We start from the raw sequence: 12897 nt of genomic DNA, 5'->3' as shown, positions 1-12897 counted from the left end.
CGCCTCTAAGGTGGCCGCATGGGTGAGTCGACGATGCCGGTGGCCGTGGTGACAGGCGCCAGCCGGGGAGCCGGGCGGGGTATCGCCGCGGCTCTGGCGAGTCACGGGTGGCGGGTGTACGGGACCGGCCGTGGCATCGATGCGGCGCCGGACTGGGGTGTCGGGGTGCAGGTGGATCACCGAGACGACGACGCGGTGGGTGAGTTCTTCGACCGGCTCACGCGCGACGAGGGGCGGCTGGACCTGCTGGTCAACAATGCCGCGGCGATCTCCGACGATCTCGTGGGGCCGGAACCGTTCTGGCGCAGGCCCCGTGCCCTGGCCGATGTCCTCGACGTCGGATTGCGGTCCTCCTACGTCGCGGCCTGGTATGCCGCCCCGCTGCTCGTCGAGCAGGACCGCGGCCTCATCGCGTTCACGTCCTCGCCCGGGTCGGTGTGCTACATGCACGGGCCCGCCTACGGTGCGCAGAAGGCGGGTACGGACAAGATGGCCGCCGACATGGCGGTCGACTTCGGCGGCACCGGGGTGGCGACGGTGTCCATCTGGATGGGAATTCTGCTCACCGAACGCATGCGCGACGCCTTCGACGGGGCTCCCGACGCGCTCGCCTCTTTTGCCGCGCACGCCGAAACGCCGGAGTTCACCGGTCATCTCATCGACGCACTGTTCTGTGACCCCGAGCTCCCCGCTCGCAGCGGACGCACCGTGATCGCGGCCGAGCTGGCCCGCGAGTACGGGATCACCGACGACGGCGGCCGCGTGCCACCGTCGCATCGGGACATGCTCGGCGCTCCCCGCGAACCCAGCACGGTGGTCGTCAGGGGCTGATCAGCGACCAGAGACCCTGCGGGGCGGCCTGTATCGCCATGTCGGTGAGCCGGTCGTCCCAATGCCTGGTCGAGCCGAACTCCGAACGCCACGCCAATGCCGCCCGGGTGACGTGGTGCAGGCTGTGTTCGACTGTGGTGCCGATCGCACCGTGCACCTGATGGGCATTGCGGACCACCACCGAGGTCGCATGGCCCACGCACGATCGAGCCGCGGCGACGAGGAATTCCAGATGTGGCGCCGTCCAGTCGGTGGCCGTGGCCGTCGACAGCGCCGCTTCGGTGGCCGACCGGGCCAGCGCGGCCTCGCACGCGATGTCGGACACCAGGTGCTGGACGGCCTGGAACGTGGCCAGCGGCCGGCCGAACTGGTGGCGCGTCGTCGTGTGCTCGACGCAGGACTCGAGCGCATGGTCCAGCGCGGCGCAGATCTGCACGGCGCGCACGAGCGCACCTTTGAGGCGCAGCGTGTCGACGAGCTCATCGGGGATCGCGACGCCGGAGAGCGCCGAGATGTCGGCCTCGACGGTGTCGCGGGGCTCGCCGATCATGTTGGCGCCGCCTGTGATCGACACATCTGAGGGGTCGACGTCAGACACCCGGTAGCCGTCGTCCTGCCGCCAGACCAGCACGATCCGGCGTGCGCTCGACGCCCACGGCACACCGGTGGCCCGGCCCTGATCATCGAGTAGCGCAACGGTGCGTTGCCGGGCATCGGCGGAAAGGCCTGCGGCCTCGAGAAGCCAGCAGGTCAGAAGGTCGTGCTCGGCCAACGGGATTCGGGCGCCGTGGCGCACCGCGGCCGACATCAGCTCGGCGGCCTCCGGCCATCCCGCACCGCTACCGCCGGAGTCTTCGGCACCGGTGAGCCGGACCAGGCCAAGCGCGTCGAGACGGTCCCACAGATCGCCGTCGCTGCCGTGTTCGGCGAACACGGCAGCCATCATGTCGGTCAGCGCGGGGTCGACATCGAATGTGGTCATCGCAGCCCCAATCCGCGTGCGATCACACCGCGCAGCACCTCATTGGTGCCCCCGCGGATGGTGAAGCCCGGCCGTTGGTCCACCGCGGTGTCGGCCAGCGCGGCGAACTGCGCGCCGGGTTCGGTTGCCAAATGGCCGAATTCGGCGATGTCGCCCTCGGTGGTGGTGCCCAGCACCTTCATGACGGCGGCGGGCACGTCCGGCGATTCCCCGCGTTGCAGGGCGCCGGCCACGGCGGACGACATCTGGTGCAGGCCGGCGATGCGACCCACCAACCGGCCCAGATTCGTGTCGCGCGGAATCTCGTTGTCGCTCATCGCCTGAGCCATCGCGTCAAGCAGCACGAACGTCGACAGCACCCGTTCGGGTCCGCTGCGCTCGAAGGCCAGCTCGGAGGTGACCTGCTGCCATCCCGCACCGATCTCGCCGAACACCATGTCGTCGGGCACGAAGGTGCCATCGAGGATCACCTCGTTGAAATGGTGGGCGCCGTTCATCGACGTGATCGGCCGGATCTGCACATCCGCGCCGCGCAGATCCACGATGAACTGGCTCAGTCCGGCGTGCCGGTGGGCGGGATCGACCGGCGCGGTGCGGACCAGCGCGATGAACGCGTGGGCCAGATGCGCGCCCGAGGTCCACACCTTCGTCCCGGTGAGCCGCCACCCGCCCTCGACCCTCTCGGCGCGGGTCCGGACACTGGCCAGGTCCGAGCCGGAATCGGGCTCACTCATCCCGATGCCGAAAAAGCATTCGCCGGCAACGATTTTCGGCAGGAAGAGTGCCCTCTGCTTCTCGGTGCCGTACTTGAGCAGCGATGGCACGATCTGCCTGTCGGCGATCCAGTGGGCGGCCACCGGAGCGCCCGCGGCGAGCAGTTCCTCGGTCACGACGAAGCGTTCGAGGAACGAGCGTCCTGGCCCGCCGTACTCGACGGGCACCGTCATGCCGAGCCAACCGCGGGCGGCCAGCGCCGCGGTGAACGCCTCGTCCCAGCCGGAGAGCCACACGTCGACCGACGGGCGGAAGGTGCCGGCGCTTCGCTGCTCGGCGAGGAAGCGGCGAACCTCGGCCCGCAGCTCCTCGGTGCTCGTGTCGTCGAGGCTCGACTGCGGTACCAGGCGGGGGAGCGCCATCAGTCTCCTACGGGTTCGTGGGCGTGTTCGGGGCTGTCGTCTGTGTCCGCTGTCTGTTCGGTGTCGTCACGGGCGGACGCGGTGTCCGGAGCGGCAAGGGCGAATCCGAGGCCGGCGACGAAGACCACCGACAGCAGGCCGCCGACATAGTGGTTCATCGGGCCGCCGGGGGAGATGAAGCTGCCGGGAGGTCCGATGACGGTGATGGTTTCGATCAGCTGCTCCACCGTGAACACGGCGGCGAGCACGCCGAGCCACCGCGGCAGCCGGCCCTCGTTGGCGTGCAGCAGGATCGGTGTCGCCACCAGGATGTTGGCGATGGTGGCCACGGGTAGCCACATCGCCCCGACATCCTCGATCGCGCGTGCGGTGGCGACGGCGGTCTGGCCCGGGCGCAGCGAGAGACCGCCGGCGAACCAGACCGCGACGCACAGCTGGGCCACCAGCAGGGTCGACCCGAGCGTGAACAGGCGGGCGGGTGGTCCGCTGAGCCGATCGCGCGCGACGGCCAGCACGACAGCGAGCGCCAGCGCCGCGAAGGTCAGCAGCAGCGCCTGCACCCGGGTGACGCCGGGATCAGCGCCGGGCAGGGCGTGGAGGGCGATGACGGCCGTGGCGTACAGCACCGCGAACGCTGCGCCGGCGATCATCGGGGCTCGACCGTTCATTGGCGGTCATGCTATCCCGCTGTCCCCAGAGCCGAGTTCATCCACAGGCCGGGCAGGCTGACGCGGCGCATCGCCATGTCCCGTCGGCCGGGATGCCTACGGTCGCGGTATGTCGACAGAACTGCCCGGTGAGCGGCTCCGGCGGCGCCTGGGTTCCGGCCTCATGCAGGACGACGAGGAGCTCGACGACGACGGCGCTGACGCCGCGCTGTCGCGCTGGCTGCCGGAGCAGAGCGCGGACCGGGGACCGGCCTGGCTGGCCCGCGTGCGTGCGGACCCGGGGCGCGCGGGTGTCGTCGCCCTCGGTGTCGTCGGCCTGGTCGCCGTGCTCGTCACCGTGGTCAGCCTGGTGCGTGACCAACCACCCGCCGTGGTGTCGGCCAAGCTCCCGCCTGTCGAGATGGCAGCCTCTGGGGTTCCCGCCCCGGCGCTGAGCAGCTCGGCGCCCGGCCCCGTCGTGGTCAGTGTCGTCGGACTGGTGCAACGACCCGGTCTGGTGACCCTCGCACCGGGCGCCCGCATCGCCGATGCGCTCGAGGCTTCCGGCGGTGCACTCGACGGTGCCGACGTCCTCGGGCTGAACATGGCGCGCAAGGTCGCCGACGGGGAACAGATCGTCGTGGGCATCGGGGCAGCGCCCGGTCAGCCGGCCGAGATGGGCAGCTCCGTGGTGTCGGACACGACCGCGTCACCGGGGTCGTCGGGGTCACCGGGTGCGCCCCCATCGGCCGGCGCGCCATCAGGTGAGGGCGGTGCGCAGGCGCCGGTCGATCTGAACTCCGCGACTGCCGAGCAACTCGACGCCCTGCCAGGCGTCGGTCCGGTGACGGCCGCGGCGATCGTCGCGTGGCGCGACGCGCACAGCCGCTTCGGCAGTGTCGATCAGCTCGCAGACGTGGACGGGATCGGTCCGGCGCGGTTGGACAAGCTTCGCCCGCTCGTCACAGTGAGATGACCGAGCAGTGAGATGACCGATCTTCGACTCATCCCCGCCGCGCTGACCGCGTGGGCGGTGACGGCCGCCGGGATCGGCTGGGGGTATGCGGCCGCGGGTGCTGCCGTGCTGGTCGGGGTTGCCGCGACGGTCGGGGTGGGTTGGTGGGCGAGCCGCACGCGGGTCCCGGCCGGGCGGCGTCCGATCCTGATCGCCGCGGCCGCGGTGGCGCTGGTGGGCGGCGGCTTCGCGATCGCGGTGTGCCTGCGTGTCGATGCCGTGCGACATCATCCGGTGACGACGCACGTCGGATCGGTCGTCGAGGTCGTGGTCACGCCCGACGAGACGCCCCGTGTACTCGAGGGTGGCCGCACGATGTTCCGGGCGACGCTGGCCCGCCTCGACGGGGTCCGGTCCTCCGGCGCGGTGCTCGTGTTCGCATCCGGCGCCGACTACGCCGCGCTGCAGGCAGGCCGGCCAGCGGGCTTCCGCGCCCGGGTGGGCCGCCCGAGCCGCAGCGACCTGTCGGTTGCCGTGCTGTCGGCGACCGGGAGGCCGCGCCTCGGCGTTGCGGCGCCGGTGTATCGGCTGGCCCACGGGATTCGTGCGGGGTTCGCCGACGCGGTGCGTCTCGTGCTGCCGGCAGAGCAGGCGGCGTTGTTGCCTGCGTTGGTGCTCGGGGACACCTCGGCGGTGGCGGCGCAGACCGCGAAGGATTTCCGGACCGCCGGGCTGACTCATCTGATGGCGGTGTCGGGCGCGAACATCACGATCGTCTGCGGCGCGATGCTGCTCAGCGCTGCGCTCGTGGGACCGAGGATCGCGGTCGTGCTGGCCGCGTTGACGCTGGCCGGTTTCGTCGTGGTGGTGCAGCCGTCGGCGAGCGTGCTGCGGGCCGCGGTCATGGGTGCGATCACGCTGCTGGCTGTGCTCACCCACCGACGGCGACAGGCGCTACCTGCGTTGGCCGCCGCGATCATCGTGCTGATGATCGCCACGCCACAGCTCGCGGTGGACGTCGGTTTCGCGCTGTCGGTGTCGGCCACCGCGGGCCTGATCGTGGTCGCGCCGGTGTGGTCACAACGGCTGGTACGCCGCGGATGGCCGCGCCCGCTGGCCGACGCGGTCAGCGTGGCGCTGGCGGCCCAACTGGTCACCGCGCCGCTCGTGGCGGGGGTGTCGGGATCGGTCAGTCTCGTCGCCGTGATCGCCAATCTGATTGTCGCGCCGGTCATTCCGCCGATCACGCTGATCGGGACAGCGGCCGCGGCGCTGTGTCCGCTGTGGCCGGCGGGTGCGCAGCTGCTCATCCGGTTCACCGGTCCGGAGGTGTGGTGGCTGGCCAGTGTGGCCCGCTGGGCGGCTGCGGTGCCGGTGGCGGCACTGCCCGTACCGTCGGGGCTCGCGGGGGTGGCTGTGGTCGCGGCGGGCTCCTGCATCGTCGCGGCGGTGTGGCATTGGGGGCTGTCGGGCCGGCGTGACACCATCGTCCGGTGAGCACCGGTCTGCACCTGATCCTCGGTGACGAGGAGCTGCTCGTCGAACGCGCTGTCGCGACGGTCCTGGCCCAGGCGCGCGCATCAGCGGGCACCAGCGATGTCCCGGTCGACCGCCTGCGGGCCGGGGAGGTCAGCGTCAGCGAGATCGCCGAGCTGCTCAGCCCGTCGCTGTTCGCCGACGAGCGTGTCGTCGTCCTGGAATCGGCCGCCGAGGCGGGCAAGGACGCGGTGGCCCTCATCGAGGGGGCGGCGGCTGACCTCCCCGAGGGCACACTGCTGGTGGTCGTCCATTCCGGCGGCGGGCGGGCCAAGGCCCTCGCCGATCGGCTGAAGAAACTCGGCGCCGAGGTGCATCCCTGCGCTCGCATCACCAAGGCCACCGAGCGCGCGGACTTCGTCCGCAAGGAGTTCCGCGCCCTGCGCATCAAGGTGAGCGATGACACAGTGACCGCGGTGATCGACGCGATCGGCTCGGATCTGCGGGAGTTGGCTTCGGCGTGCTCACAGTTGGTCGCCGACACCGGCGGGGTGGTCGACGCCGCAGCGGTACGGCGCTATCACTCCGGAAAAGCTGAGGTCAAAGGCTTCGACATCGCGGACAAGGCCGTGGTCGGCGATGTGGCCGGGGCGGCAGAAGCCCTGCGCTGGGCGATGATGGCGGGCGAACCGCACGTCGTGCTGGCCGACGCGCTCGCCGAGGCGGTGCACACGATCGCCCGGGTCGCGCCGCTGTCAGGAGATCCGTACCGGCTGGCCGGAGAGCTGGGCATGCCACCCTGGCGCGTGCAGAAGGCGCAGAAGCAGGCGCGACGGTGGTCGCGGGATTCCGTGGCCGAGGCGCTGCGCCTGGTGGCGGCGCTCAATGCCGACGTCAAGGGCGCGGCGGCGGACGCCGACTACGCGCTGGAGAACGCGGTGCGCTCAGTCGCCTCACTGGTGGGCGACTGACGCGGCGCGTCACACCTGGTACTGAGCTCGGCGCGTCAGATCTTGTTGAGCGCCTTGGCCAGCGCCGACTTGCGGTTGGCGGCCTGGTTCTTGTGGATGACGCCCTTGCTGGCGGCCTTGTCGAGCTTGCGGCTGGTCGCGACCAGCAGCTCGCCGGCCTTGTCCTTGTCGCCGGCCTCGACGGCCTGCCGGAATCCGCGGACCGCCGTGTGAAGCGACGACTTCACCGACTTGTTGCGCAGTCTGCGGCGCTCGTTGGTGCGGTTCCGCTTTTCCTGCGACTTGATGTTGGCCACGCGTGTAATTCCTTCGGCAATCTCGACGGGTTGGGTTGAGTCTGTGGGGCGCCCGCGGGGGGCAGCGACTGTTCAGGTTAGCAGCGAGCGAGTCCATCACCCAAAACGGAAGCCACTGGCCTGCCGAAACGACGGAAATGCTGCAGCATGGCAAGGTGCGTGTCTGGAGCGCATGCATGGTGCACGTCCGCGTACGGGAGGAGCAGGAGAGCTTTGCCGACAGAAACTGCACGGACCACACGTACGACCAAGCCGGCCCGACGGCACGAGGGCATTTTCGGCGGATACAACCGGCTCGGTACGTACGCCCAGGCGTTCGACGAGATGTTCGACGCCAACGGCAACGTGCGCGGCCCCTACAAGGGAATCCACAAGGAGCTGGGCCCTGCCGACGTTTCTGACCTCGAGGCCCGCTCCGACGCACTGGGCCGCGCCTTCATCGACCAGGGCATCACGTTCTCGCTGTCGGGGCAGGAGCGACCCTTCCCGCTGGATCTCGTCCCGCGGGTCATCTCGGCGGCCGAGTGGACCCGGCTCGAGCGCGGCATCCGTCAGCGCGTGCAGGCCCTGGAGATGTACCTCGACGACATCTACGGCGAGCAGGAGATCCTGCGCGACGGGGTGATCCCGCGCCGGCTCGTCACCTCCTGCGAGCACTTCCACCGCGAGGCCGTCGGCATCACCCCGCCCAACGGGGTGCGCATCCACGTCGCCGGCATCGACCTGATCCGTGACGCGCAGGGGACCTGGCGGGTGCTGGAGGACAACCTGCGCTCGCCGTCCGGGGTCTCCTACGTCATGGAGAACCGCCGCACGATGGCCCGGGTGTTCCCGAACCTCTTTGCCACGCACCGGGTGCGCGCCGTGGGCGACTACTCGTCGCATCTACTGCGTGCGCTGCGCAACGCCGCGGCCAACAACGTCGCGGATCCCACCGTCGTCGTGCTCACCCCCGGCGTGTACAACTCGGCGTACTTCGAGCATTCGCTACTCGCCCGGCAGATGGGCGTCGAGCTCGTCGAGGGCCGCGATCTGTTCTGCCGCGACAACACTGTGTACATGCGCACCACCGAGGGCGAGCGCCAGGTCGATGTGATCTACCGCCGCATCGACGACGATTATCTCGATCCGATGCAGTTCCAGCCGGATTCGGTGCTGGGGGTGGCGGGCATCCTCAATGCGGCCCGCGCCGGCAACGTGGTGATCTCCAGCGCCGTCGGCAACGGCGTCGGGGATGACAAGCTCGTGTACACCTACGTTCCGACGATCATCGAGTACTACCTCGGCGAGAAACCTCTGCTGGCCAACGTGGACACGTTCCGCTGCTGGCTCGACGAGGAACGTGAAGAGGTGCTCGACCGGGTCGACGAGCTGGTCATCAAACCCGTCGAGGGCTCTGGCGGCTACGGGATCGTGTTCGGCCCCAACGCCTCACCGAAGGAGCTGGCGACAATCAGCCGGAAGATCAACGCCGATCCCCGCGGCTGGATCGCCCAGCCGGTGATGCAGCTCTCGACCGTGCCGACGCAGATCGACGACGAGCTCGCCCCCCGCCACGTCGACCTGCGCCCGTTCGCCGTCAACGACGGGGACGACGTGTACGTGCTGCCCGGCGGGCTGACCCGGGTGGCGCTGCCCGAAGGATCGCTGGTGGTGAACTCCAGTCAGGGCGGTGGCTCGAAGGACACCTGGGTGCTGGCGTCGCGGACGTCGGTCGCCGACCGCGAACTGGGCGCCGCTGAAGTGGTGCGCTCCCTGCCCAAAGCGGCGAGCGCTGCCAAGAACGGCAGCCGCAACGGCAAGGCGGAGTCCAGTAACGATCAGCAACAGCAACAGCAACAGCAACAGCAGCAACAGCAACAGCAGCAGTAGAGGAGAGTGACGATGCTGGCCAGAAACGCCGAATCTCTCTACTGGATCGGGCGCTACGTCGAACGCGCCGACGACACCGCGCGCATCCTCGATGTCACGGTGCATCAGCTGCTGGAGGATTCCAGCGTCGATCCTGACCAGGCTTCACGCACCCTGCTGCGCGTGCTGGGCATCGATCCGCCCGACGAGGTCCTCGACGTGTGGTCGCTGACCGACCTCGTGGCGTTCAGCCGCGAGACCTACGGCGGCTGCTCGATCGTCGAGGCAATCTCGGCCGCACGCGAAAATGCCCGTGGCGCACGCGAAGTGACCTCGACCGAGATCTGGGAGTGCCTGAACACCACCTACAACGCACTCGCCGAACGGGAGCGCGCCGCCAAACGGCTCGGTCCGCACGAGTTCCTGTCCTACGTGGAGGGGCGCGCCGCGATGTTCGCCGGGCTGGCCGACTCCACACTGTCGCGCGACGACGGCTACCGCTTCATGCTGCTGGGTCGTGCCCTGGAACGGGTCGACATGACGGTCCGGCTGCTCTTGTCCCGGGTCGGGGACAGTGCGTCGTCGCCGGCGTGGGTCACTCTGCTGCGTTCTGCGGGTGCTCATGACACCTACCTGCGGACCTACCGCGGTGCCCTCGACGCCGGCCGGGTCGTGGAATTCATGCTGCTGGACCGGCTCTTCCCGCGGTCGATCTTCTACTCGCTACGGCTGGCCGAACACAGCCTCGACGAGCTGATGAACCGGCCGCATGGGCGCCTCGGTGCGACCGCCGAAGCGCAGCTCCTGCTGGGCCGCGCGCGCAGTGAACTGGAGTTCCTGCGGCCCGGGGTGCTGCTCGAGTCGCTCGAGCAGCGGCTGGCTGCACTGCAGACGACCGTCTTCGATGTCGGAGAATCGTTGGCGCTGCAGTACTTCCACTCCGCGCCGTGGGTGGCGTGGACGGATGCGGGACGCAACGCACTGGTGATCGAAGAAGGGGAGATTTAGGCATGTGGCGGATGCGCGTGGTCCATTCGACGGGCTATGCCTACAAGTCCCCGGTCACCGCGTCGTTCAACGAGGCGCGGCTCACCCCGCGGTCGGACTCCCGGCAGAACGTGATCCTCAACCGGGTCGAGACGGTTCCGGCGACCCGGTCCTACCGCTACGTCGACTACTGGGGAACCGCGGTGACCGCGTTCGACCTGCACGCCCCGCACACCGAACTCGAGGTGACCGCGTCGTCGGTGGTGGAGACGGACCGACCCGAGGCACCGGTAGAGAAGGTGGCCTGGGCCGACCTCGCCGGTGAGGCGGTCATCGACCGCTACGACGAGGTGCTGGCGCCCACCCACTACGTGCCGGCCAGCAAGCGGATCGAGCGCGTGGGCCGGCGTATCGCCAAGTACCACGAGCCCGCCGAGGCGGTGATCGAGGCGGCGCGCTGGGTGCAGGGCGAACTGCAGTACGTCCCCGGCACCACCGGCGTGCACACCTCAGGTGTCGACGCGCTGCGCGAAGGCAAGGGGGTGTGCCAGGACTTCGCACATCTGACCTTGATGTTGTTGCGCGGCATGGGTATTCCGTCGCGATACGTGTCGGGGTATCTACACCCGCAGCGCGAGGCGAAGATCGGCGAGACGATCGACGGGCAGAGCCATGCGTGGATTCAGGCGTGGACGGGCGAGTGGTGGCACTACGACCCCACCAACGACACCGAGATCACCGAGCAGTACATCAGTGTCGGTGTGGGCCGGGACTATTCGGACGTGACCCCGCTCAAGGGCATCTACTCGGGCGAGGGTTCCACCGATCTGGACGTGATCGTGGAGATCACCCGGTTGGCTTGACGCAGACGCCCGGGTGCACTTCGACCCGGTGCAGATCGTCGCCGAGTTCGATCTGGCGATCGAACGCCGTCGCTGCCAGCGCCCGCCACTCGTCCTCCTGGCCGGGCACCAGCGCCGGCACGTAGTGCGTCAGGATCAGGATGCCGACCCCGGCGCGCGTCGCGGTCGCGGCCGCCTGCTGCACCGAGGAGTGGTAGTCGCAGATGTCCCGGATGCGTTGCATCGGCATCGCGTCGATCAGATCTTTGCGGATCACCGTGTGCACCAGTGCGCCTGCGCCAGAGGCCAACTCGTCGAGACCCCGGCACGGCACACTGTCTCCGGCCAGCACCACCGAGGCGCCGTCGTGCTCGACGCGGAACCCGATCGTCGGGGCGACCGGGCGATGATCGGTGGGGCCCACGACGATCCGCACTCCGTCCCGGCCCCACACCACCCCGCCGGTCACCTCCTCGACCTCCACCGGCGGCGGCGCGGTCAGGTCGGCGTGGTGGGCGATGCGGTAACCGATGTCGAACTGCAACGCCTCCAGCGTCTTCTGCACCACTTCGGCCGTGCCGGGCGGGCCGACGATCGGCAACGGCGTCAGGTCCGGGGCGAAATTGCCCACCCAGCGGCTGATGAGGACGTCGCCCAAGTCGGTGATGTGATCGCTGTGCAGATGGGTGAGCAGCAGCGCGGTCAGGTTGCTCGCGCTGACCCCGACCGCCGCGGCCCGCTGCAGAACGCCACGGCCGCAGTCGACGAGAAAGGTCTGGCCGCCGGCGCGGACCAGGGTCGAGGGCCCCGCACGGCGCGGGTCGGGGATGGGGCTACCGGTGCCGAGCAAGGTCACTTCGATCATGGGCACAGGTATACCGCCAGGACCGCTCTGGCGCGGCGCAATCACGCGTCGCGGCTCGACCGTACCGCCGCGGTGTCGCCGTACCGATTGCCGGTCACGGCGTCTCCTGCGCGCCCGAGCGCACTGACCTGCTCCGGGGTCAGCTGGACCGACAGCGAGGCCAGGTTCTCGTCGATGCGCGCGGCACGCCGGGTCCCGGGGATCGGCACGCTCGCCACACCGAGGTCGTCCGCGCGGTGACGGAGCCAGGCGAGCGCCACCTGGGCCGCGGTGGCGCCGACCTCGCCGGCCACCTGCTCGACGGCGTCCACGACGCGCTGGTTGTCCTCCAGCGCTCCGTCGGCGAACCGCGGCATCGTGCGGCGGAAGTCGGTGTCGGAGATGTCGGCGGCCGAACGGACCGACCCGGTCAGGAACCCCCGCCCCAACGGTGAGAACGGGACCAGTCCGACACCCAGTTCTGCGGCCGCCGGTGCGATCGAGGCCTCGACGTCGCGGGTCCAGATCGACCATTCGCTCTGCAGCGCCGCGATCGGATGGACGGCGTGAGCCGCGCGCAGTTCCTCCGCCGACACCTCGGAGAGCCCGAGATGGCGGACCTTTCCGGCGCGCACCAGCTCGGCCATCGCGCCGACGGTCTCTTCGATCGGCACGGCCGGATCCCGCCGGTGCAGGTAATACAGGTCCACGACGTCGGTCTGCAGGCGCTGCAGGCTCTCGTCGATGCACTGCTGCACGTACGCGGCGTCGCCACGCACACCGATGCGACCCTGGGTGCCGGCCGGATTGGCGACGATGCCGAACTTCGTCGCGAGGGTGACCTCGTCGCGGCGGTCCGCGAGCAGCCGGGCGATCAACCGTTCGTTGTCGCCCGAACCGTAGATGTTGGCGGTGTCGATGAACGTGACGCCGACGTCCACGGCGTGGTGCAGCGTGGCCAGCGACTCGGTGTCGTCGACGGCGCCGCCGTACACGGGCGTCAGCGCCATCCCGCCAAATCCCAGAGCGCTGACGGTCAGATCGTCGCCCAGCAGGGTCGTGCGTGACATGGCGTTCCT

13 protein-coding genes are annotated in these 12897 nt (G+C 69.8%); 7 read left to right on the top strand and 6 right to left on the bottom strand.

All coding sequences use genetic code 11. From position 1 onward, the window contains the following. Positions 1 to 18: 18 nt before the first annotated feature. Positions 19 to 831 (top strand): SDR family NAD(P)-dependent oxidoreductase, encoded by an 813-nt coding sequence (locus ACZ50N_RS16765; protein WP_048422792.1) that lies wholly within the window; start codon positions 19 to 21, stop codon positions 829 to 831. Here the strand turns inward: ACZ50N_RS16765 and ACZ50N_RS16760 are convergent. Genes ACZ50N_RS16760 through ACZ50N_RS16750 form a run of 3 tightly spaced genes read right to left on the bottom strand, consistent with a single transcriptional unit; the run spans position 821 to position 3617 of the window. After that, entirely contained in the window at positions 821 to 1813 is a 993-nt protein-coding gene (locus ACZ50N_RS16760) for an acyl-CoA dehydrogenase family protein (RefSeq protein ID WP_464473349.1), read from the bottom strand. The two genes, ACZ50N_RS16765 and ACZ50N_RS16760, sit on opposite strands and share 11 nt — an antisense overlap. Further along, a complete protein-coding gene (locus tag ACZ50N_RS16755) occupies positions 1810 to 2949 on the bottom strand; it encodes an acyl-CoA dehydrogenase family protein (protein ID WP_464470496.1) in 1140 nt (379 codons plus the stop codon). The genes ACZ50N_RS16760 and ACZ50N_RS16755 overlap by 4 nt, the downstream gene beginning before the upstream one ends. After that, positions 2949 to 3617 carry a hypothetical protein gene (locus tag ACZ50N_RS16750; RefSeq protein ID WP_464473348.1) on the bottom strand — a complete coding sequence of 223 codons (669 nt, stop codon included), beginning with the start codon at positions 3615 to 3617 and terminating at the stop codon, positions 2949 to 2951. Before ACZ50N_RS16750 ends, ACZ50N_RS16755 begins: the two co-directional genes overlap by 1 nt. A 109-nt stretch (positions 3618 to 3726) precedes the next feature. On the opposite strand from ACZ50N_RS16750, the gene ACZ50N_RS16745 reads away from it, so the two are divergent. The 3 genes from ACZ50N_RS16745 to holA are packed head-to-tail and all read left to right on the top strand — an operon-like array spanning position 3727 to position 6998. Beyond that, positions 3727 to 4572, top strand: coding sequence for a ComEA family DNA-binding protein (locus ACZ50N_RS16745; RefSeq protein ID WP_464473347.1), 846 nt, complete (start codon positions 3727 to 3729; stop codon positions 4570 to 4572). Between the two features lie 12 nt (positions 4573 to 4584). Continuing rightward, positions 4585 to 6048, top strand: coding sequence for a ComEC/Rec2 family competence protein (locus ACZ50N_RS16740; RefSeq protein ID WP_464473346.1), 1464 nt, complete (start codon positions 4585 to 4587; stop codon positions 6046 to 6048). Continuing rightward, entirely contained in the window at positions 6045 to 6998 is a 954-nt protein-coding gene (gene holA / locus ACZ50N_RS16735) for a DNA polymerase III subunit delta (protein WP_073683995.1), read from the top strand. Before ACZ50N_RS16740 ends, holA begins: the two co-directional genes overlap by 4 nt. 35 nt (positions 6999 to 7033) lie before the next feature. On the opposite strand, the gene rpsT is transcribed toward holA, so the two are convergent. Continuing rightward, positions 7034 to 7294, bottom strand: a complete 261-nt coding sequence (rpsT, locus tag ACZ50N_RS16730) for a 30S ribosomal protein S20 (protein WP_046364935.1) — start codon at positions 7292 to 7294, stop codon at positions 7034 to 7036. A gap of 213 nt (positions 7295 to 7507) precedes the next feature. Here rpsT and ACZ50N_RS16725 point away from each other — a divergent pair, with 213 nt between their 5' ends. Genes ACZ50N_RS16725 through ACZ50N_RS16715 form a run of 3 tightly spaced genes read left to right on the top strand, consistent with a single transcriptional unit; the run spans position 7508 to position 10995 of the window. Further along, positions 7508 to 9166, top strand: a complete 1659-nt coding sequence (locus ACZ50N_RS16725) for a circularly permuted type 2 ATP-grasp protein (protein WP_464473345.1) — start codon at positions 7508 to 7510, stop codon at positions 9164 to 9166. 12 nt (positions 9167 to 9178) lie between these two features. Further along, positions 9179 to 10153: an alpha-E domain-containing protein gene (locus tag ACZ50N_RS16720; protein ID WP_046364936.1), complete on the top strand. Its 975-nt coding sequence runs from the start codon at positions 9179 to 9181 to the stop codon at positions 10151 to 10153. 2 nt (positions 10154 to 10155) lie between these two features. After that, complete coding sequence (locus tag ACZ50N_RS16715; protein ID WP_046364937.1) at positions 10156 to 10995, top strand: transglutaminase family protein; 840 nt, start codon at positions 10156 to 10158, stop codon at positions 10993 to 10995. On the opposite strand, the gene ACZ50N_RS16710 is transcribed toward ACZ50N_RS16715, so the two are convergent. Beyond that, positions 10979 to 11839 (bottom strand): ribonuclease Z, encoded by an 861-nt coding sequence (locus ACZ50N_RS16710; protein WP_464473344.1) that lies wholly within the window; start codon positions 11837 to 11839, stop codon positions 10979 to 10981. The genes ACZ50N_RS16715 and ACZ50N_RS16710 overlap by 17 nt on opposite strands. A gap of 41 nt (positions 11840 to 11880) precedes the next feature. Next, entirely contained in the window at positions 11881 to 12888 is a 1008-nt protein-coding gene (locus ACZ50N_RS16705) for an aldo/keto reductase (RefSeq protein ID WP_464473343.1), read from the bottom strand. Between the last annotated feature and the right edge of the window lie 9 nt (positions 12889 to 12897).

Source organism: Mycolicibacterium obuense (assembly GCF_055397605.1).
Note: the sequence above shows the minus strand (reverse complement) of the source record. Positions and strands in the feature narration are given on the sequence as shown.